General features: G+C 69.1%; 14 protein-coding genes. 3 read left to right on the top strand and 11 right to left on the bottom strand.

The window, feature by feature from the left end; translation table 11 throughout:
* Positions 1-70 precede the first annotated feature (70 nt).
* Complete coding sequence (locus OP79_RS15690) at positions 71-4,156, top strand: HAMP domain-containing protein (RefSeq protein WP_245685338.1); 4,086 nt, start codon at positions 71-73, stop codon at positions 4,154-4,156.
* A gap of 18 nt (positions 4,157-4,174) precedes the next feature.
* The gene (locus OP79_RS15685; RefSeq protein WP_033320824.1) at positions 4,175-4,747 is read left to right on the top strand and encodes a response regulator; all 573 of its coding nucleotides are present in this window, start codon (positions 4,175-4,177) and stop codon (positions 4,745-4,747) included.
* Positions 4,748-4,981: 234 nt separating this feature from the next.
* Here the strand turns inward: OP79_RS15685 and OP79_RS15680 are convergent, their stop codons facing one another.
* Both OP79_RS15680 and lepA read right to left on the bottom strand, forming a co-directional pair.
* The gene (locus OP79_RS15680; protein ID WP_033320823.1) at positions 4,982-6,868 is read right to left on the bottom strand and encodes an AMP-dependent synthetase/ligase; all 1,887 of its coding nucleotides are present in this window, start codon (positions 6,866-6,868) and stop codon (positions 4,982-4,984) included.
* Positions 6,869-7,144: 276 nt separating this feature from the next.
* A complete protein-coding gene (gene lepA, locus OP79_RS15675; protein WP_033320822.1) occupies positions 7,145-9,013 on the bottom strand; it encodes a translation elongation factor 4 in 1,869 nt (622 codons plus the stop codon).
* A 284-nt stretch (positions 9,014-9,297) separates the two neighbouring features.
* On the opposite strand from lepA, the gene rpsT reads away from it, so the two are divergent.
* Positions 9,298-9,564, top strand: a complete 267-nt coding sequence (gene rpsT, locus OP79_RS15670; RefSeq protein ID WP_033320821.1) for a 30S ribosomal protein S20 — start codon at positions 9,298-9,300, stop codon at positions 9,562-9,564.
* 344 nt (positions 9,565-9,908) lie between these two features.
* Here rpsT and holA read toward each other — a convergent pair whose 3' ends face one another.
* The 9 genes from holA to leuS all read right to left on the bottom strand — a co-directional run bounded on the left by holA (position 9,909) and on the right by leuS (position 22,202).
* On the bottom strand, positions 9,909-10,904 hold the full coding sequence (gene holA, locus OP79_RS15665) for a DNA polymerase III subunit delta (protein ID WP_033320820.1): 996 nt from the start codon (positions 10,902-10,904) through the stop codon (positions 9,909-9,911).
* A gap of 72 nt (positions 10,905-10,976) precedes the next feature.
* Entirely contained in the window at positions 10,977-11,222 is a 246-nt protein-coding gene (locus OP79_RS15660) for a hypothetical protein (protein WP_078491810.1), read from the bottom strand.
* Positions 11,223-11,309: 87 nt separating this feature from the next.
* Entirely contained in the window at positions 11,310-12,191 is an 882-nt protein-coding gene (locus OP79_RS15655) for a YceI family protein (RefSeq protein ID WP_078491809.1), read from the bottom strand.
* A 169-nt stretch (positions 12,192-12,360) separates the two neighbouring features.
* A complete protein-coding gene (locus OP79_RS15650) occupies positions 12,361-13,188 on the bottom strand; it encodes an arylamine N-acetyltransferase family protein (protein ID WP_033320922.1) in 828 nt (275 codons plus the stop codon).
* A gap of 118 nt (positions 13,189-13,306) precedes the next feature.
* Positions 13,307-16,003, bottom strand: coding sequence for a ComEC/Rec2 family competence protein (locus tag OP79_RS15645; protein ID WP_211270802.1), 2,697 nt, complete (start codon positions 16,001-16,003; stop codon positions 13,307-13,309).
* Positions 16,000-17,085, bottom strand: a complete 1,086-nt coding sequence (locus tag OP79_RS51015) for a ComEA family DNA-binding protein (RefSeq protein ID WP_033320818.1) — start codon at positions 17,083-17,085, stop codon at positions 16,000-16,002. The genes OP79_RS15645 and OP79_RS51015 overlap by 4 nt, the downstream gene beginning before the upstream one ends.
* 225 nt (positions 17,086-17,310) lie before the next feature.
* On the bottom strand, positions 17,311-18,156 hold the full coding sequence (locus OP79_RS15635) for a DegV family protein (RefSeq protein WP_033320817.1): 846 nt from the start codon (positions 18,154-18,156) through the stop codon (positions 17,311-17,313).
* Between the two features lie 231 nt (positions 18,157-18,387).
* Positions 18,388-19,176: a hypothetical protein gene (locus OP79_RS15630; protein WP_033320816.1), complete on the bottom strand. Its 789-nt coding sequence runs from the start codon at positions 19,174-19,176 to the stop codon at positions 18,388-18,390.
* A gap of 149 nt (positions 19,177-19,325) precedes the next feature.
* Complete coding sequence (gene leuS / locus OP79_RS15625; RefSeq protein ID WP_033320815.1) at positions 19,326-22,202, bottom strand: leucine--tRNA ligase; 2,877 nt, start codon at positions 22,200-22,202, stop codon at positions 19,326-19,328.
* Between the last annotated feature and the right edge of the window lie 39 nt (positions 22,203-22,241).

Here is a 22,241-nt window from a genome sequence, read left to right as displayed (position 1 = left end):
GAACAGTGCTACGCATGTGCTCGAAGACGGACAGATTCGGGCATCAGATCTACGTCCTCTGCTCGCCGCCATGACCGCCACCCGGGACGGCGACTTCACGAAGGTGCCGGAGTCGGGGCAGGGTCTGGTGGCCGAGCTCAACACGGTGTTCAACCAGATCATGGGCCGTGACGCGCACTTCAACTCCGAGGTGCAGCGCGTCCGCCGGGAACTGGTGCGCCACGGCCGCCTTGACGAGCGGCTCTCCGCGAGCCCCGGTCAGGGCCAGTGGACGACCAGGGTCGACGAGGTGAACCAGCTGCTCGACGCGCTGGTGGCGCCCGCCGCGAACGCGACGCGTGTGCTGGACGCGGTGGCGGGAGGCGATCTGACCCAGCGGGTCGACCTGCATGACGGAAACCGTCAACTCCGGGGCGACCTACGCCGGTTGGGACGAGCGGTCAACAAGATGGTCGATCAGTTGTCCCTCTTCACCGGAGAGGTGACCCGGGTCGCGCGCGAGGTCGGCACGGAGGGGCGGCTGGGCGGTCGCGCCAAGGTGACGGGCCTGTCCGGGAGTTGGCGGGACGTCACCGAGGCCGTCAACACGATGGCGTCCCGGCTGACGGCCCAGGTGCGGGACATCGCCCTGGTGACGACGGCGGTGGCGCAGGGCGACCTGACCCGCACGGTGACGGTGGAGGCGACGGGCGAGCTGCTCGAACTGAAGCTGACCGTGAACACGATGGTCGACCAGCTGTCCGCCTTCGCCGACGAGGTCACGCGGGTGGCGCGGGAGGTGGGCACGGAGGGCCAGCTGGGCGGCCGGGCACAGGTGCGCGGTGTCTCCGGGGTCTGGAAGGACCTGACGGACAACGTGAACTTCATGGCGTCCAACCTGACCAGTCAGGTCCGCAATATCGCCCAGGTGACGACGGCCGTGGCCAACGGCGACCTCAGCCAGAAGATCACGGTCGACGCACAGGGCGAGATCCTCGAACTCAAGTCGACGATCAACACGATGGTGGACCAGCTCTCCGCCTTCGCCGACGAGGTGACCCGCGTGGCCCGCGAGGTCGGCACCGAGGGCAACCTGGGAGGTCGCGCTCAGGTCCGTGGCGTATCGGGGGTCTGGAAGGACCTCACCGACAACGTCAACTTCATGGCCGACAACCTGACTTCACAGGTACGGAACATCGCCCTCGTCTCGACCGCCGTCGCCCAGGGCGACCTCGGCAAGAAGATCACGGTGGAGGCGAAGGGCGAGATCCTGGAGCTGAAGTCGACGATCAACACGATGGTCGACCAGCTCTCCGCGTTCGCGGACGAAGTGACGAGGGTGGCCCGCGAGGTCGGCACCGAGGGCAACCTGGGAGGTCAGGCCCAGGTCCGTGGCGTATCGGGGGTCTGGAAAGACCTCACCGACAACGTCAACTTCATGGCCCTGAACCTGACTTCGCAGGTCCGCAACATCGCCCAGGTGACGACAGCGGTCGCGAACGGCAACCTGTCCAAGAAGATCACCGTCGACGCCCGCGGCGAGATCCTCGAACTCAAGGACACCGTCAACACGATGGTGGAGCAGCTGCGCGCCTTCGCCGACGAGGTGACCCGCGTGGCCCGCGAGGTCGGCACGGACGGGCGGCTCGGCGGGCGTGCCCAGGTCCTCGGCGTCTCGGGTGTGTGGCGGGACCTGACCGACAACGTCAACTACATGGCGGACAACCTCACTTCGCAGGTACGGAACATCGCACAGGTCGCCACCGCCGTGGCCCAGGGTGACCTCTCCAAGAAGATCGACGTGGACGCGCGCGGCGAGATCCTGGAGCTGAAGACCACGATCAACACGATGGTGGACACCCTGTCGTCGTTCTCGTCCGAGGTGACGAGGGTGGCCCGCGAGGTGGGCTCGGAGGGCCAACTCGGCGGTCAGGCAAGGGTCGAGGGCGTGTACGGCACCTGGAAGCGCCTGACGACGAACGTGAACGAACTCGCCTCCAATCTCACCACCCAGGTACGCGCCATCGCCGAGGTGGCGTCCGCGGTGGCCCAGGGCGACATGTCCCGCTCCATCTCGGTGGAGACCCGCGGCGAGGTCACCGAGCTGAAGGACAACATCAACCTGATGGTGGCCAACCTCCGCGAGACGACCCGCGCGAAGGACTGGCTGGAGTCGAACCTCGCCCGCCTCGCCGCCCTGATGCAGGGCCACCGCGACCTGATGGAGGTCGCCGACCTGCTCCTGCGCGAGCTGACGCCGCTGGTCAACGCCCAGTACGGCGCGTTCTATCTGGCCGACCCCGACGAGGACAGCCCGGCGGGGCGAACGGCCGTACCCGGCAAGGGACTTGCCTTCATCGCCGGGTACGGGGCGGCACAGGGCGCGACCGTGGAGACCGGTGGACTCCCGGTGCACGGCCTTGTGGCGCAGGCGGCCCGGGAGAAGAAGCGGATCCTCGTCGAGGAGGCCCCGCCGGACTACATCAAGATCAACAGCGGTCTTGGCGAGGCGTCCCCGTCCAGCGTCGTCATCATCCCGATCCTCTTCGAGGACAAGCTCCTCGGCGTGATCGAACTGGCGTCCTTCTCCCGCTTCTCCGACGTCCACCTCGCGTTCTTCGACCAGTTCGTGAACACCATCGCCGTCGCGATCAACACCATCATCGCCAACTCCCGTACGGAGTCCCTGCTCGGCCAGTCCCAGCAGCTGGCCACCCAGCTCCAGGAACGCTCCGACGAACTCCAGCGCCAGCAAGCCGAGTTGCAGCGCTCGAACGCCGAACTGGAGGAGAAGGCAGCACTCCTGGCGACCTCGTCGCAGTACAAGTCGGAGTTCCTGGCGAACATGTCGCACGAACTGCGCACACCGCTGAACTCCCTCCTCATCCTGGCCCGCCTGCTCTCCGACAACCCGGACGGTCATCTCTCCGACCAGGAGGTGCAGTTCGCGTCCACGATCCACCGTTCGGGCTCGGACCTGCTTCAGCTGATCAACGACATCCTCGACCTGTCGAAGATCGAGGCCGGCCGGATGGACGTACGCCCGAAGAAGCTGCCGCTGATCAAACTGCTCGACTACGTCCACGCCACGTTCCGGCCGCTCACGCTGGACCGGGGGCTCGCCTTCGAGGTGGCGGTCGGCGAGGACGTACCGCGCGAGATGTACTCGGACGAGCAGCGCCTCCAGCAGATCCTGCGCAATCTGCTGTCCAACGCGATCAAGTTCACCGCGAACGGCCGGGTCGAGCTGCGCGTCAACCGCGTCAAGGACCCCGACCACCGCTACACGCGCGGCGACCACGACGATGTGGTCGCCTTCACGGTCACCGACACCGGTATCGGTATCGCACCGGAGAAACTCCCGGTGATCTTCGAGGCGTTCCAGCAGGCCGACGGAACCACCAACCGCAAGTACGGCGGCACGGGCCTCGGCCTGTCCATCAGCCGGGAGATCGCCAGGCTGCTCGGCGGCCGCATCATCGCCGAGAGCGAGCCGGGCAAGGGCTCCACCTTCACGCTGTACGTCCCTGTCGCCAGCCCCGGACACTCGGCGACCGGGCCCGTACCCGAGGAGCGCCAGGCTCCCGCACCCGAGCAGTTGTCCATCGAGTCCACCGAGCCGCACACCGCCCAGGACACGGACGACACCTGGCCCACGCCCACCAAGCTGGAGGCCTGGAAGGCGGGCCGGGCGGGTCAACTCCTGCCAGGGCGCCGGGTGTTGATCGTGGACGACGACATCCGCAACGTCTTCGCGCTCACCCATGTACTGGGGCGGGTCGGTATGCCCGTCCTGTACGCGGAGAACGGGCGCGAGGGCATCGAGACCCTGGAGCGCAATCCCGATGTCGAACTCGTCCTGATGGACATCATGATGCCGGAGATGGACGGTTACGAGACCATCGCCGCCATCCGCCGCACCCCGCGCTGGGCCGGCCTTCCCATCGTCGCCCTCACCGCCAAGGCGATGCCGGGCGACCGCGAGAAGTCCATCGCCCGCGGCGCCAACGACTACGTACCCAAGCCGGTGGACGTCGATCAACTGCTGACCGTCGTCTGCACCCTCCTGGACCCGGCCGGACAAGACGACGAACAAGACGACGACGCGAAGGCGGAGGGACCCGGCGAGGAGACAGAAACCGTCGGCCCCGTCCCCGTCCCGTCGCCGAACGACTGAGGCAGGCAGACCAACACCATGAGTACTGAGGCATCGACCGACGAGCGCGCCAACATACTCCTCGTGGACGACATGGAGGACAACCTGATCGCGCTGGAGGCGGTCCTGGGGTCCCTCAACGAGCCGCTGGTACGGGCCCGTTCGGGCGAGGAGGCGATGAAGGCGCTGCTGCGGCAGCGGTTCGCCGTCGTGCTGCTCGACATCCGTATGCCGGGCATGGACGGCTTCGAGACCGCCGCGAACATCAAGCGGCTCGACCAGACCAAGGACGTCCCGATCATCTTCCTGACAGGCACGGACGCCGACGCGGGCTACGCCTTCCGCGGCTACGCCACCGGCGCCGCCGACTACCTCACCAAGCCCTTCGACCCCTGGGTCCTACGCGCCAAGGTCACGGTCTTCCTGGACCTCCACCGCAAGAACCGGCAGCTGGAACGGATGCTGGCCCAGCAGCGGGCACATGGCGCGCAAGTGAATGCCCGCCTGGACGCCGTGGAGAAGCAACTGGCGGAGGAAACCCCGGACTTGGCGGAGTTGCGCACACAGGTCATAGACCTACGGGCCTTGGTGACGGGAAACGGCGCCCTGTGACGTCGGGGTGCAAGGTGCGCGCCCCTTGAAGAGGCCGGAGACCTCTTTAGGGGCGCGGGGCTGTGTCATTTTGCGGCTCCGCCGCATGGGCGCGACCAGCCACGTACGGCCCGCAGGGTGCGCCCCGTCAGGGGCGCGGGGAACTGCACGACCAGCCACGTACAACCCGCAGCCAACAGCCGAACCGCAGTTCCCCACTCCTCCTGGAGGAAACGCCCGCTGAAAACGCTCAGCTCACGCCTCGCGAGAGCCGGCGTACATCTCATCGATCAGGTGCTTGTACTCCCGCTCGACAACCGGCCGCTTCAACTTCAGACTCGGCGTCAGCTCACCATGCTCGATGTCGAGGTCCCGCGGCAGGATCTTGAACTTCTTGATGGTCTGCCACCGCTGAAGCCCTTCGTTGAGCTGCTTGACGTACCCGTCGATGAGCTCGACCGTCGCGGGGGCGGCGACGACCTCGGCGTACGACTTGCCCTCCATGCCGTTCTCCTTGGCCCAGCCGAGGATGGACGGCTCGTCGAGCGCGATGAGCGCGGTGCAGAAGTTCCGGTCGGCGCCGTGCACGAGGATGTTGGAGACGTACGGGCACACCGCCTTGAACCGGCCCTCGACCTCGGCGGGCGCGATGTACTTGCCGCCGGACGTCTTGATGAGGTCCTTCTTGCGGTCGGTGATCTTCAGATAGCCGTCGGGGGACAGCTCGCCGATGTCACCGGTGTGGAACCAGCCGTCCGGCTCCAGGACTTCGGCGGTCTTGTCGGGCAGCTTGTGGTAGCCCTCCATGATCCCGGGCCCGCGCAGCAGGATCTCGCCGTCGTCCGCGATGCGCACCTCCGTGCCGGGGAGCGGCTTGCCGACCGTGCCGGTGCGGTAGGCCTCGCCGGGGTTGACGAAGGACGCGGCGGACGACTCCGTCAGTCCGTACCCCTCAAGGATGTGCACACCGGCGCCGGCGAAGAAGTAGCCGATGTCGGGCGCGAGCGCGGCCGATCCGGAGACACAGGCGCGCATGTTGCCACCGAAGGCCTCACGCAGCTTGGAGTACACGAGCGCGTCCGCGATCTTGTGCTTGGCGCCGAGGCCGAAGGGCACGGAGGCCGTACCGGTCCTGCGGAAGTTGTCCTGGCTGACCTTCGCGTACTCGCGCGCGACCCCCGCCGCCCACTGGAAGATCTTGTACTTGGCGGGACCACCGGCACGGGCCTTGGCCGCGACGCCGTTGTAGACCTTCTCGAAGATGCGGGGCACGGCCGCCATGTACGTCGGCTTCACCACCGGCAGATTCTCGATGATCTTGTCCACCCGGCCGTCGACGGCGGTGACGTGCCCGACGTCGATCTGCCCGGACGTGAGCACCTTGCCGAAGACGTGGGCGAGCGGCAGCCACAGGTACTGCACGTCCTCGGCGCTGATCAGGCCGGTCGCGGAGGTCGCCTTCGCCATGTACGACCAGTTGTCGTGCGGCAGCCGTACGCCCTTGGGGCGGCCGGTGGTGCCGGAGGTGTAGATCAGCGTGGCGAGCTGGTCGGAGGTGATCGCGGCGACCTTCTCCTTGATCAGGTCGGGGTTCTTCTCCAGGACGGCGGCGCCGCGCTTCTCCAGCTCGGCGAGGGTGAGTACCCAGTCGCCCTCGTCCTGGGAGGAGTCCACGCCGGTGCCGTCGATGACGACGACATGGCTCAGTTCGGGGAGTTCGGCCCGCTTCTCGCGCGCCTTGGCGAGCTGTGCGGCATCCTCCGCGACCAGGACCTTGCTCTCGGAGTCGGAGAGGATGAAGGCCGATTCCTCGGCGTTCGTCTGCGGGTAGACGGTCGTCGTCGCCGCGCCCGCGCACAGGATGCCGAGGTCGGCGAGGATCCACTCGACCCGGGTGGCGGAGGACAGCGCGACGCGCTGCTCGGGCTGAACGCCCAGTTCGATCAGGCCCGCGGCGATGGCGAAGACCCGCTCGGCCGCCTGCGCCCAGCTCAGCGACTTCCAGTCGTCCGGGCCTTCGCCGGATGCGGGGGGTACGGGGTAGCGGTAGGCCTCGGCGTCCGGTGTGGCCGCCACCCGCTCCAAGAAGAGGGCCGCCACGGACGGCGGACGGTTCTCGATCAGGGTTTGTGTGTCGCTCACGACATCCTCCGGGCCCGCGACAGTGTGCGGCTGGCTCTTTGCGGCTGTTGTGTCACTCGCGGCCGCTGTTTAACTCGCGAGTAACCATCGAGTGGTGATCAGAGTAGAGCGCGGCTGGCCGGTGTGTAAGGGGTGGCGGGCTGTCACTTCCTACAAGACTCCTACGCAGAGCGACCCTACGCACGCGTACGGGCTCGTCGCGCCGAAACGCGACGAGCCCGCATTGTGCCCGAGTTCCAGGGGTGACGGTGGCCGGCTGCCCCGGAATGGTGCCTGCTACTTCTTGCCCTTGCCGGAGCCCGCGTTCTCCTCGCTGGACAGCACCGCGATGAAGGCCTCCTGCGGAACCTCCACAGAGCCCACCATCTTCATCCGCTTCTTGCCTTCCTTCTGCTTCTCCAGCAGCTTCCGCTTACGGGAGATGTCACCGCCGTAGCACTTGGCGAGGACATCCTTGCGGATGGCGCGGATGGTCTCGCGGGCGATGACCCGAGAGCCGATGGCCGCCTGGATGGGCACCTCGAAGGCCTGCCGCGGGATGAGCTCGCGCAGCTTGGCCACGAGTCGCACGCCGTATGCGTACGCCTGGTCCTTGTGGGTGATCGCGGAGAACGCGTCCACCTTGTCGCCGTGCAGCAGGATGTCGACCTTGACGAGGCTGGAGGTCTGCTCGCCGGTGGGCTCGTAGTCGAGGGAGGCGTAGCCGCGGGTCTTGGACTTCAGCTGGTCGAAGAAGTCGAAGACGATCTCCGCGAGCGGCAGTGTGTAGCGGATCTCGACGCGGTCCTCGGAGAGGTAGTCCATGCCGAGCATGGTGCCGCGGCGGGTCTGGCACAGCTCCATGATCGAGCCGATGAACTCGCTCGGGGCGAGGATCGTGGCGCGTACGACCGGCTCGTACACCTCGCTGATCTTCCCCTCGGGGAACTCGCTCGGGTTCGTCACCGTGTGCTCGGTGCCGTCCTCCATGAGCACGCGGTAGACCACGTTCGGCGCGGTGGCGATCAGGTCGAGCCCGAACTCGCGCTCGAGCCGCTCCCGGATCACGTCCAGGTGCAGCAGTCCGAGGAAGCCGACGCGGAAGCCGAAGCCGAGGGCGGCGGAGGTCTCCGGCTCGTAGACCAGCGCGGCGTCGTTGAGCTGGAGCTTGTCGAGGGCGTCGCGCAGCTCGGGGTAGTCGGAGCCGTCGAGGGGATAGAGGCCGGAGAACACCATCGGCTTGGGTTCCTTGTACCCGCCGAGGGCTTCGACGGCGCCCTTGTGCAGGCTGGTGATCGTGTCACCGACCTTGGACTGCCGGACGTCCTTCACACCGGTGATGATGTAGCCGACCTCGCCGACGCCGAGCCCGTCGGCGGAGAGCATCTCGGGCGAGTTCGTCCCGATCTCGAGCAGCTCGTGGGTGGCGTTGGTGGACATCATCCGGATCCGCTCGCGCTTGTTGAGCTGCCCGTCGATGACTCGTACGTACGTCACGACGCCGCGGTAGGAGTCGTACACCGAGTCGAAGATCATGGCGCGCGCCGGGGCGTCCTCGACGCCCACGGGTGCGGGGACCTCGGCGACGACCTTGTCGAGCAGCGCCTCGACGCCGAGTCCGGTCTTGGCGGAGACCTTCAGGACATCGCCGGGGTCGCATCCGATGAGGTGGGCGAGTTCCTCGGCGAACTTCTCGGGCTGCGCGGCGGGCAGATCGATCTTGTTGAGCACGGGGATGATCGTGAGCTCGTTCTCCATCGCCAGATAGAGATTGGCGAGGGTCTGGGCCTCGATGCCCTGAGCGGCGTCGACGAGCAGGATCGTCCCCTCGCACGCGGCGAGCGACCGGGACACCTCGTACGTGAAGTCCACGTGCCCCGGAGTGTCGATCATGTTGAGGATGTGGGTGTTGCCCTTGTCCTCGGTCGGGGCCCAGGGCAGACGGACCGCCTGGGACTTGATCGTGATGCCGCGCTCGCGCTCGATGTCCATACGGTCGAGGTACTGAGCACGCATCTGCCGCTGCTCGACCACCCCGGTCAGCTGGAGCATCCGGTCGGCGAGCGTGGACTTGCCGTGGTCGATGTGCGCGATGATGCAGAAATTGCGGATCAGAGCCGGGTCGGTACGGCTCGGCTCGGGCACATTGTTAGGGGTCGCGGGCACGCAGGGTCCTGATTCTTGAGATATCCGCAGGGGGCAGCGGCTCGGGTCGGATCGATACGTAGCTTCCATGGTCCCACGGGCGGGGACCGGCGACGGGTTTGGGCCGGTAGGACTGCGGCTGCTAGTCTGAGCAGCTGTGTCTCATGCCGCCTGGGGTGCCCTCAGCGGGCAGCTCTCTGCGGGAGGCACAGACGGCTCCACCGGGTCACCGGTGGGCCACTCGAAGATCAATCACCGGCATATGAGGCTGGCCCTCGTGTGCCTGAACCTGAAAAGGCTCATTCGTGGCGAACATCAAGTCCCAGATGAAGCGGATCAAGACCAACGAGAAGGCGCGGCTGCGCAACAAGGCCGTGAAGTCCTCGCTGAAGACCGCGATCCGCAAGGCCCGTGAGGCCGCTGCCGCGGGTGACGTCGAGAAGGCCACCGAGTTGCAGCGCGTTGCCGCGCGCAAGCTCGACAAGGCCGCCTCGAAGGGCGTCATCCACAAGAACCAGGCCGCCAACAAGAAGTCGGCGCTTGCTTCCCAGGTCGCTTCCCTCAAGGGCTGAACCTGCCGGGTGACTCGGCTGCGCCGAGCGCCCACTTGATTCGAACGCCGGAAGGACTCTGAGCGGGCCCTCTCTCTTCCGCTCCCGACCGGCACTCCGGGTTCATGCGCGGCCTGCGTTCGCCACGCGGGCATGGACCCACCGGCTTACACCGAAGGCCCCGCTTTCCACCCTTCCCCAGGGCGGAAAGCGGGGCCTTCGGCTTGGGCGCCTACGGGAGTGGTGGGTTTGGGCTCCAGGCGCGTGCGGGCTGATCGTGGCTGGTCGCTCCCCCACTCTCGAACAGGCTCGAGCGGGGGGACCCCCATCGCGGCGGAGCCGTAAATCGATACAGCCCCGCGCCCCTAACTGCGTCGGGACCGTGCCGCCCGGGCAATCGCAACGACCGCCTTTTCAAGGGCGTACTCAGGATCGTCCCCCCCGCCCTTGACCCCCGCATCCGCTTCGGCCACCGCCCGGAGGGCGACCGCGACGCCGTCCGGAGTCCAGCCCTTCATCTGCTGCCGCACCCGGTCGATCTTCCACGGCGGCATCCCGAGCTCACGAGCCAGATCGGCCGGACGCCCCCCACGCGCGGAGGAAAGCTTGCCGATGGCCCGCACCCCCTGCGCCAGCGCGCTGGTGATCAGCACCGGCGCAACCCCCGTCGACAAGGACCACCGCAGCGCCTCGAGCGCCTCCGCCGCCCGCCCTTCAACGGCCCGATCGGCAACGGTGAAGCTGGAGGCCTCGGCCCGCCCCGTGTAGTACCGCCCGACGACCGCATCGTCGATCGTCCCCTCGACATCCGCGACCAGCTGCGCCACGGCGGACGCCAGCTCCCGCAGATCACTCCCGATCGCATCGACAAGGGCCTGACACGCCTCGGGCGTGGCCGACCGCCCGAGCGTACGGAACTCACCGCGCACGAAGGCCAGCCGGTCCGCCGGCTTGGTCATCTTGGGGCAGGCGACCTCCCGCGCCCCCGCCTTTCGCGCGGCGTCGAGCAGCCCCTTGCCCTTGGCCGCGCCGGCATGCAGCAACACCAGCGTGATCTCTTCGGCGGGCGCCCCGAAATACGCCTTCACGTCCTTGATCGTGTCCGCCGACAGATCCTGCGCACCGCGCACGATCACGACCTTCCGCTCGGCGAACAGCGAGGGACTCGTCAGCTCGGCGAGCGTCCCCGGCTGCAACTGGTCCGACGTGAGGTCCCGTACATCCGTGTCCGGATCGGCGGCCCGCGCGGCGGTCACCACCTCCCGCACGGCGCGGTCGAGCAGCAGATCCTCCTGCCCCACGGCGATCGTGACGGGGGCGAGTACGTCTGCTGCGTCTGCGGATTCAGTCTTCCTGGCCATCGCGCTCAAGCATCCCACGCACCACTGACAACGCCCCTCGGCCGAGGCCGCTCAGGCACCCCGGCCCCGCGGCTACGGCTCCTCCCGCCAGCCGTCCCACTCGCCCGCGAACTCGTCCAGCTCCCCGGCGTCCAGCCGTTCCTCGGCATCCCGCAGGACCACCAGCCACTGCGCGTCCTCGGCATCGTCCTCACCGGCCAGGGCATCCCGTACGAGCTGCGGCTCCTCGTCGATCCCGAACCGCTCCCCGAGCGCCTCCGACGCCTCCTGCGCGGCATCGCGATCGGGCAGCACCAGCACATGTCTCACATCGCTCACACGGACATTTTCCGGTACGCGCCGAGCACCCCGCGCCGCGGCTCAGCCCTCGTGCTCAGCCCTCGCTGTTCTGTCAGCTCTCGCTGTTCAGCTCTTGGGGACGATCTGTATGTCCAAGGCGACCCGGATGCTGGGCCCGACCACGGCGATGCCACGGGCGAGCATCGTCTGCCAGCTCACCGTGAAGTCGTCGCGCCGCAACTCGGTGGTGGCCCGGCACGCCCCCCGCACCTCGCCCTCCATGCCGTTGCCGATCCCGAGGTACTCGGTGTCGAGCGTGACCGTACGCGTCACGCCGTGCAGCGACAGCGCCCCGGTGACTGCCCACCGGTTGCCACCCTTGTGCACAAAGCGGTCGCTGTAGAACTCCAGCGTGGGGAAACGGTCCACGTCGAGGAAGTCCGCCGACCGCAGATGGTCGTCCCGCATCTTGACGTTGGTGTCGATGGACGAGGCGTCGATCACCACGTGCATCGCCGTCTGCTCCACCTGCTCGGCGATCCGTATCACCCCGGCGAAGGTGTTGAACCGGCCATGAACCCGTGCCAGTCCGATGTGCCGCGCGGTGAACCCGATCGAGGAATGCGCCGGCTCGATCTCCCAGTCCCCCGGCTCGGGCAGCGCGGGGGGCTGGGCGACCCGAAGCGCCACATCGCCGAGCGAGGTCACCGCGTTCTCCCGCACCGTGGCGCTCTCACGGAGCGGCGTGTACCCCTCCGCCGTCACCCCGAGCCGGTACTCACCCGCGGGAACCGTCGCCACGAACGACCCGAACGGATCCGCGCCGCCACCGACCACTTTGCGTCCCATGACGTCACTGACCGTGAACTCCGCATGCGACACCGGCTGATTGACCGGATCCATCACCCGGCAGCTGAGCAACCCGGCGCCGGTCGGCACCGACATGGCAGTGAGGAGATTCGTCCCTTGCACTCGGTTCTTACCGATTCCCAGCCAACGGCCGACCATCTACGACACACCTCGCGCAATATGAAACAAGACAAAATCTAGTGGCGATGCATTCGACCACCGATGCGGCTTTCGAGGCAAGACTCGACCACATCACGGGAATCAAGCAGTTGTGCTGGGTATAAGTATGATGAGTCCGAGTTGGCCGTTCCGCTTGTGTTTTCCTACCTCAGGAACCCGCTCTCCCGACGACCGGGACGCGCTCCAGCGAGATTCCGAATCGCTCCTGGTACACCTCCAGAACCTCCTCGTCCGTGGCCAGATCTGATCCCTCTTTCGTCCCTTCGGGCGCCGTAACGGTGAACTTTCGCCCGCTGAGCGTGATCCGCCCGCCGTCGTCGGTGACTCGCGAGCAGACGAGCGACCGTGTGAAATGCGACACCGGCGAGGTGCTGTGCCACCAGGCACCACTCACGCAGTCCCCGAGCACCCTCGGCCGCAGCTCCAGCCGGTACTGAGATCTGCCGTCCCGCAGGACATCCAGGTCCCCGGAGCCCGCGGCTCCCCCACGCACCCCAGCCGGATCCGCCCCGGCCTCGACCAGCCGGAACGTGCCGGCCGGATCCATCTGCTCGCCCCGCTCCCCGAAGGCCAGCGGATAGTGGCTGTTCGCCCCGAACCCTACGTCAACCAGCCAGTCACCCCCGTCCACCGTCCCCACCCGCAGCGCGAGGTGATCGAACGGAATGCCCAGCCGCTCCCCCTCCCCGTACACCCGCGCCGCGAGCAGCTCCACCTCGAAGCCCAACTCCGCGAGCAGCGCCCCGAACGCCCCGTTCAGCTCATAACAGAAGCCGCCCCGTCGGGCGCCCACCACCTTGTCCAGGAGCTGTTTCTCCTCCAGCACGATCTCCTCTCCCAAGTGGATCGACAGATTCTCGAACGGCACGGTCAGCAGATGTCGCAGTTGCAGTTCTCGAAGCGCCTCGACCGTGGGCAGCGCGGGGCGCTCGGCCCCGATCCGACGGAGATAGGCGTCTGCCTGTACGGATTCCATGCCTTCCAGTCTCTTGGACACGGAGCCCCGGGGCGCGGTCTCGGCCTCCGGCTCCGGGTTCCGGAAGCCTGAGACACCCGGGCCGGAGAGTCCCGGGGACTGAGAGACCACCGGGGCCTCAGACGCCCGCCACCCACAGGCGGTCCCCCTCTCCGGCGACGGCCATCGCCCCGTCCTCGTCCGTACGCAGCACCGTGGCACCCCCGGTACGCAGCGCCGCCACCGTGCTCGGTGCCGGATGTCCGTACGGGTTGTCCGCACCGCATGAAATGAGCGCCAGGCGTGGTGCCGCCCGGCGTATGAGCTCCGGGTCCTGGTAGGCCGAGCCGTGATGGGCGACCTTGAGGACGTCCACGCCTCCCAGTTCGGCGTCGGCCGGGGATCTCAACAAGGCCTGCTGGGCGGGCGGTTCGAGGTCACCGAGCAGGAGCAGGGTCAGCCCGGCCGACCGTACGAACAGGGTGACGCTGGCATCGTTCGGGCCCTCCGGAGTCGGGGCCGGACGCGGCGGCGGCCACAGCACCCGCCAGTCGAGCGCCCCCGTACGCCGCCGCTCCCCCGCCACCGCCCGGGTCACCGGGATACGTCGGGCCGCCGCCTGCCGGTGCACGAACTCCGCCTGGTCCAGCGGCTCTTCGAAGCCCGTCGCCTCGATCGCGCCCACCGAACGCCCGCGCAGCACGCCCGCCAGCCCCGCCACATGGTCCGCGTGGAAGTGGGTCAGCACGACGAGGGGGATCCGGGTGATGCCCAGCGTGCGCAGGCATCGGTCGATGAGGACCGGGTCGGGTCCCGCGTCGACCACCACACCGGCGCCGTCGCCCGCCGCGAGCACCATCGCGTCGCCCTGTCCCACGTCGCACATCGCGAACCGCCAGCCCGGTGGCGGCCACCCCGTGATCACCCGGGTGAGCGGCGCCGGCTGCACCAGCACCAGCAGGAGCAGCATCGCGCAGGCACCGCTCAGCCAGGGGTGCCTCAGGAGTCTCCGGCCGATGAGTACGAGCAGCACGGTCACGCAGGCGAGCAGCAGCGCGCCCGGCCAGTTGTCCGGCCAGTCCACGCCGGCGCCGGGCAGGGCGGCTCCGGTGCGGGCGATGTCCGCGATCCAGCCTGCCGGCCAACTCGCGCACCACGCCAGCGCCTTGGCGACCGGCATCGCCCACAGGGCCGTGGCCAGCGTCGCGAAGCCCAGCACCGTGGCGGGCGCGACCGCGAACTCCGCGAGCAGATTGCACGGCACCGCCACCAGGCTCACCCGAGCCGAGAGGACGACGACAACGGGCGCGCACACGGCCTGCGCCGCGCCCGCCGCGGCCAACGCCTCGGCGAGCCGCGGTGGGACCCGCCGCCTCTGGAGTGCGGCGCTCCACCTCGGGGCCAGGGTGAGCAGGGCGCCGGTCGCGAGTACGGAGAGCAGGAAGCCGTAACTCCGGGACAACCAGGGGTCGTACAGCACCAGCAGCAGGACCGCCGTGGCCAGCGCCGGAATCAGCGACCTGCGGCGGCCGGTGGCGATGGCCAGCAACGCGATCGATCCGCAGGCCGCGGCCCGCAGCACACTCGGGTCCGGCCTGCACACGATGACGAAGCCGAGCGAGAGCGTGCCACCGAGTACGGCGGTCGCCCGCAGCGGGATGCCGAGTCTGGGGGCGAGGCCTCTGCGCTCGACGTGCTGTGCACGACCCGGCGGTCCGATGAGCAGAGCGAGCAAGATCGTGAAATTGGCCCCGCTGACGGCCAGAAGGTGAGTGAGATCAGTCGCCTTGAACGCCTCGTCCAGCTCCGGCGTGATCCGCGAGGTGTCCCCCACCACCAGTCCCGGCAGCAACGCCCGCGCATCCGGCTCCAGCCCCTCGGTCGCCGCACGCAGCCCACCGCGCAACTCCCCCGCGAACCGCTGCGCCCCCGACGGCTCCTCCACCACCTGCGGCGGCCCACTGCCCTGCACCCGCAACACGGCTGCGACCCGCCCTCCATCCCCCAACTCAGGCACGACCCGCGCCGCCACGCGCACCTTCGTGGAGGGCAGGAGGGAGAGCCAGGGCGAGCCGTGCGCCTTCCCGGAAGGGGCGCCGGATTCCGGTCCCGCCCCTGAACTGTCGCCGGACACCGCGGATTCCGAACCCGGCGACACGATCACCAGTACTGGTGTCCGCGTCGCGGTCACCGTCCCGTCCGGCTGCTCGATACGGCGGACCTCGGCGTTGAGCAGCACGGCGGTCGGGACGGCGTGGGCTCCCCTGATCCGCGGGCGGGTGAGCCGGGGGTCCGAGGTGACCTCCACGTCGGCGGTCACCTCGGCGTACTGGCGCGCCAACTCAGGTACGGGGCCACGGCGCAGGTCCGCCCCGTGCAGCCCGCCGGAGGCAGCCGCTGCGGCCACGCAGAGCAGCACGGCGGCGACGGAGGCCTTCGGCCAGGTACGCCACAGGGGCCGCCGCGCGCGGTTGGGCTCCGGCTCGCCGCGCGTGGGCTCCGCCTCGCCATGTGTGCGCTCCGGCTCACCGCGCGCGGGTTCCGGCTCACCGCGACTGCGCCTCCGGTGCCTCCGGCCCGTGACCAGTAACGCGCCTGCCGCGACCAGGCAGACGACCACCACACCGATGGTCCAGCCCGCTGACGCGCCCAGCGTCAGTGCCGCCGTCGCCCATGCCGCCAGGGCGGGCGGCACCAACCGCAGGTCGGTCGGCCCCTCTTGACGAGGACACGCGGCACCGCGCGGGTTCCCGGAGGCGGCGTGCACGGCCGGGCGGTCGCGCACGCCGGAATCGGGCACGGCGCGGCTGGGCTCTTGAACCTCCGGCCCGTTCATGGTCGTACGAGATTCTGCAGATCGGCGAAACGACGTTCACCAATGCCGTTCACTTCCCGGAGTTCGTCGACCGAGCGGAAACCGCCGTGCTGCGTGCGGTAGTCGATGATGTGCTGGGCCAGCACCGGGCCGACGCCCGGCAATGTGTCGAGCTGCTCAAGGGTGGCCGTATTGAGGGCGACCGGAGCGGCCGCACCGGCGGCTCCCCCGGGACCCACAGCGCCCGAGGCACCGGCAGCTCCAGCGGCGCCCGTGCCTCCGGTCACGCCAACTCCCGCCCCGACAGGCGGAGCACCGACCACCACCTGCTCACCGTCCACAAGAAGCCGGGCGCGGTTCAGCCCCACGGTGTCCGTGCCCGGGCGCACTCCTCCGGCGGCCCGCAGCGCATCCGCGACCCGGGAACCGGCCGGCAGCCGGTGGATACCGGGTTCGCGCACCTTGCCGCTGACGTCCACCACGATCGCGGTGCCGGCCGCACCCACAGGGTCCCGCGCGGCTGTTGAGGATCCGGGTGCCACCGCCGCTTCCTCATGCGGAGCCGGGGGTGCCGCCCGCACCACCTCCGGTGGACGCACGGGCTGGGTCCGGCCCGACCAGAAGTGCTGACCGGCGAAGACGGCGGCCACCACGAGCACCGCCGAGAGCGCGACCACGCTCTTCCGCTCCAGCCCGCATCTCGACTGCAGCCACAACGGCATCCGCTCCCGCACAGCAAGCCCAACCCGCTCCCGCCACACGGCTTCAGCTCCGGCCGGAGCGCCGGCCGCCCCGCCCCCGTGCCTGTCTGCCTCGGCGCCGACGGCCCCAACCGCGTCGCCGCCAACTGCCCGGTCGCGATGGGCCACACGCGCCCTCGGACCACCGTCGGGCGGTGGCCCATGCCCCAACCCCCGCCGCTCTCCCGCCCGTTCGGCGAAGATCGCCTCCGCGCGCAGGCGGAGCGCCTCCGCCGAGGCCTGGTGGCGGCGGGCCCTGCTTCGGTAAGGGCGGCGGCGGTGCCGGATGCGGCCGTCGGAGACGGGGCCGCGGCCCGGGCCACTGGTAGCGGTCGTTGTCCGTGAAGGTGATCGAAGTGCCATGCGACGAGAATCGGGCACGCCAGCACCCTCGCGATGATCTTGCTCAATTCCCGTGGATTACCACCCAGTTGTGGATAACTCCGTCACCCACACGAGGCGCCTGACGGGGCGCCCAGCACGAAGCCCGGCGAAGCACCCGCGCACCCAACACACGACTCCTCCACACAAACCACATACTTTGCGAGATACATCACAGTGAAAAACTTCACCGACCACCGTGAAAACTCACCGAGGCGAGACCACAGCCCCCAGCAACCCGGGCCCGGTATGCGCCCCGATGACCGCACCGACCTCGCTCACATGCAGATCGGCCAACCCCGGCACCCGCGCCCGCAACCGCTCCGCAAGCGCCGACGCCCGCTCAGGCGCGGCGAGATGATGGACCGCGATGTCTACCTGGGCGCTCCCCGCCCGACCGGCCACGATCTCCTCGAGGCGGGCAATCGCCCTCGACGCGGTCCGCACCTTCTCCAGCAGTTCGATCCGGCCGCCGTCGAGCTCCAGCAGCGGTTTCACCGCCAGCGCGGACCCGAACAGGGCCTGCGCCGCCCCGATCCGGCCGCCCCGGCGCAGATAGTCCAGCGTGTCGACGTAGAAGTACGCGGACGTGCCGGCGGCCCGCTTCTCCGCCGCGGTCACCGCCTCGTCGATCGTGCCGTCCGCCTCCGCGGACTCGGCCGCGGCCAGGGCGCAGAAGCCGAGAGCCATGGCGACCATGCCCGTGTCCACGACCCGTACGGGCACCGGAGCCTCGCGCGAGGCGAGGACCGCCGCGTCGTACGTACCCGAGAACTCGGCGGACAGATGCAGCGAGACGATGCCGGTGGCGCCCGACTCGGCGACCTTGCGGTAGGTCTCGGCGAAGACCTCGGGGCTGGGCCGGGACGTGGTGACGGGGCGTCGCTTCTGCAGTGCCTGGACCAGCGAGCGTGCCGAGATCTCGGTGCCGTCCTCGAGCGCCCGGTCGCCCAGAACCACGGTCAAGGGCACCGCGGTGATGCCGTGGCGCTCCATCGTCCGCGGCGGCAGGTAGGCCGTTGAATCGGTGACGATCGCGACATGGCGGGACATGATCTGGAGATTACCCGCAGGAACCCGCGGACGGCAGCCCGGCACTAAGCGCTCCGCTGGAAATGCGGTGAGGGAACTGCGGGCCGTCGGTGGCTGGTCGCGCCCACGCGGCGGAGCCGCATATGTCACAGCCCCGCGCCCCTGAAGGGGCGCGGTACCGCACCGGACTTTGCCAAGGCCGCTTAGGCGCCTGCCGCTGCCGAATCGGCCGGATCACCTCGCGCTCCCGGCTCAAGTCGTGCTCTCCGGACGGCGTTTCTTCTCCCAGGGGTAGGTAGGCCGCGCTGCCGGCGGGGTGATGGCGGGCCGGGTGGGCGTGGGCTCCTCCGCGGCGGCCTCCTCGGCGGTGCGCGATGGCGCCGTGTCCGGCCAGGTCTGCTGGTCGCCCGCGGCGGCCGGTGCCTCCGGCCACGGGGGCGGCGGCGATGGGGGTCCCCCCGCGCGAGCGGAGCCGAGCGTGGGGGAGGGCGCCGGCTCCTTCGTCCAGTGCCGCAACGCGCCCGCCTCCATGTCTATCTGCTGGCTCAGTGAGTCCAAGTCGTCGCCCGCGAACCGCCGGGCCCGGTCGCGCGCCGCCGACCGCAGGGCGTCGGCCGACTTCGTGATCTGCTCCGTACGCTCCCGCAGCTTGGGCAGCTGTTCGACGAGGTGGGCCCTGTTCGGCTCGCGCTCCAGTCGCTTCATGTCGGCGTCCAGTTCGTGGCCGTGTGCGCTGAGTCGCTGGAAGAGGGCCAGGGACTCCTTCAGTGACTCGTCCTCGCCCACGCCCGCGTGCAGCGCGTCCTGGGTGGCACGCATCGACGTCCGCAAGGAGAGCCGCAGTTGGGCGAGCTCACCGAACGCTCCCGGCTGTGCGAGGGTCTTCGCCCTGAGTGTGGAGTCCTCCACCGTGCGGCGGGCCTGGGCGACGGTACGGTCCACTCCACGCTTGGCGGCGCCGACCGCCTTCACCGTCGCATACGTCCCCAGGACCACGAACAGCACGAAGATCAGCGCCACGATTGCTGCCACGGCTTCCATGACGAAGTTCCTCTCGGGTCCTGCTTGCCGGTACTGCTTCCAGGTCCTGCTTGAAGTGCCTGCGGGCTCTTCCACGGTAAACGGAAAAGGCAGGCCGAGGGTTCCAGCGGAACCCCCAACCTGCCCGTAGGGGACTACCCCGACCCGCGTTACGCAGGAACGATGTTCACCAGCTTCGGCGCCCGCACGATCACCTTGCGGATCCCCGCGCCGTCCAGCGCCGCCACGACCTTGTCGTCACCCAGCGCCGCCTTCTCCAGCTCCTCGTCGGAGATCGACGGGGACACCTCCAGGCGCGCCTTGACCTTGCCCTTGACCTGCACGACACAGGTCACGGTCTCGTCCACGACATACGCCGGGTCGGCCACCGGGAAGTCCTGGTGGACGACCGAGTCGGTGTGCCCCAGCTTGCGCCACAGTTCCTCGGCGATGTGCGGGGCCAGCGGCGCGACCAGCAGCACCAGGGACTCGGCGACCGTACGCGCGACCGGGCCCCCCGTCTTCGTCAGGTGATTGTTCAGCTCGGTGACCTTGGCGATGGCGGTGTTGAAGCGCAGGCCCTCCAGGTCCTGGCGTACGCCGTCGATCGCCTTGTGCAGGGCACGCAGCGTGGCCTCGTCCGGCTCGCTGTCCACCACCGTCACCGCGCCGGTGGCCTCGTCCACGACGTTGCGCCACAGCCGCTGCAGCAGCCGGAACTGGCCCACCACCGCGCGCGTGTCCCACGGCCGCGACACGTCCAGGGGGCCCATCGCCATCTCGTACAGACGCAGCGTGTCCGCCCCGTACTCGGCACTGATCTCGTCCGGAGTGACCGCGTTCTTCAGGGACTTGCCCATCTTGCCCAGCAGCCGGGTGACCTTCTCGCCCTCGTAGTAGTACGCGCCGTCGCGCTCCTCCACATCGACGGCGGGCACCGCGATGCCCCGGCTGTCGCGGTAGACGAAGGCCTGGATCATGCCCTGGTTGTACAGCTTGTGGAACGGCTCGGCCGACGAGACGTGCCCCAGGTCGTACAGGACCTTGGACCAGAAGCGCGCGTACAGCAGGTGCAGCACAGCATGCTCCGCGCCGCCCACGTACAGGTCGACGCCGCCGTGCGGCATGCCGTCGCGCGGGCCCATCCAGTAGCGCTCGTTCTCCGGGTCGACCAGCTTCTCGCTGTTGTGCGGGTCCAGGTAACGCAGCTCGTACCAGCAGGAACCGGCCCAGTTGGGCATGGTGTTGGTCTCGCGGCGGTACTTGCGCGGGCCGCGGCCGTCGCCCAGGTCCAGGGTGACGTTCACCCAGTCCTGGTTGCGGGACAGCGGGGTCTCCGGCTCGGTGTTCGCGTCGTCCGGGTCGAAGGTGCGCGGCGAGTAGTCCTCGACCTCCGGCAGCTCCAGGGGCAGCATCGACTCGGGCAGCGGGTGGGCGATGCCCTCCTCGTCGTAGACGATCGGGAAGGGCTCGCCCCAGTAGCGCTGGCGGCTGAACAGCCAGTCGCGCAGGCGGAAGTTGACGGTGCCCTCGCCGATGCCCCTGCGCTCCAGCCACTCGGTGATGCGGGCCTTGGCCTCGACGACGCCCAGGCCGTCCAGGGAGACGTCTTCACCGGAGGAGTTCACGATCTTCGCGTCGTACGAGACGAACGCGTCGTCCCAGGTAGACGGGTCCGTGCCCCGGTCGTCGTTGGGCTCGACCACGCAGCGGATCGGCAGCTCGAAGGCGCGCGCGAACGCGAAGTCGCGTGTGTCGTGCGCCGGGACGGCCATGATCGCGCCGGTGCCGTAGCCCATCAGTACGTAGTCGGCGATGAAGACGGGCACCTGTTCGCCGCTGACCGGGTTGGTGGCGTACGAGCCGGTGAAGACGCCGGTCTTGTCCTTGGCCTCGGCCTGCCGCTCGACGTCGGACTTGGAGGCGGCCTGCGCGCGGTAGGCGGCGACGGCCTCGGCCGGGGTCGCGTGGCCGCCGGTCCACACCTCGTGCGTGCCCTCGGGCCATTCCTGGGGCGTGAACTTCTCGACCAGCGGGTGCTCGGGGGCCAGCACCATGTAGGTCGCGCCGAACAGGGTGTCCTGGCGCGTGGTGAAGACCGTGATGTTCTCGCCGTCGATCGGGAAGTCGACGCGGGCGCCCTCGGAGCGGCCGATCCAGTTGCGCTGCTGCAGCTTGATGGCCTCGGGCCAGTCCAGCTCCTCCAGGTCGTCCAGCAGCCGGTCGGCGTACGCGGTGATGCGCATGTTCCACTGGCGCAGCTTGGCCTTGAAGACGGGGAAGTTGCCGCGCTCGGAGCGGCCGTCCGCGGTCACCTCCTCGTTCGCCAGTACGGTGCCCAGGCCGGGGCACCAGTTGACGGGCGCGTCGGAGGCGTACGCCAGCCGGAACCCGCTCAGGACGTCGGCGCGCTCGGTGGCCGTCAGCTCGTTCCAGGAACGCCCACCGGGCACCGCTCGCTCGCCACTCGCGAACCGGTCGACCAGCTCGGCGATCGGGCGGGCCTTCTTCGCCTCGTCGTCGTACCAGGAGTTGAAGATCTGCAGGAAGATCCACTGGGTCCACTTGTAGTAGTCCGGGTCGATCGTCGCGAACGAGCGGCGGTTGTCGTGACCCAGGCCCAGCCGGCGCAGCTGCACCTGCATGTTCTTCATGTTGGCTTCGGTGGACGCGCGCGGGTGTGTGCCGGTCTGCACGGCGTACTGCTCGGCGGGCAGGCCGAAGGCGTCGAAGCCCAGGGTGTGCAGGACGTTGTGGCCGGTCATGCGCTGGTACCGGGCGTACACATCGGTGGCGATGTAGCCCAGGGGGTGGCCGACGTGCAGGCCCGCACCGGAGGGGTACGGGAACATGTCCATGATGAACTTCTTGGGCTTGGCCACCAGGGCGGGGTCAGCGGCCAGGTCGCCGGTGGGGTTCGGCGCCGCGTAAGTGGCGTTCGCCTCCCAGAAGTCCTGCCAGCGTGCCTCGATCTCGTTGGCCATGGCGGCCGTGTAGCGGTGCGGCGCCACCACCTCGGAGGCAGCGGCGGGGTTCGTCTCGCTCATGATCCTCAAAGCTCCATCGATCGTCTCTGCCAGCGGCTT

Origin of the sequence: Streptomyces yerevanensis (assembly GCF_000716805.1) — a bacterium.
Lineage (GTDB): Bacteria > Actinomycetota > Actinomycetes > Streptomycetales > Streptomycetaceae > Streptomyces > Streptomyces flaveus.
This window is presented reverse-complemented; position numbering and strand designations above follow the sequence as displayed.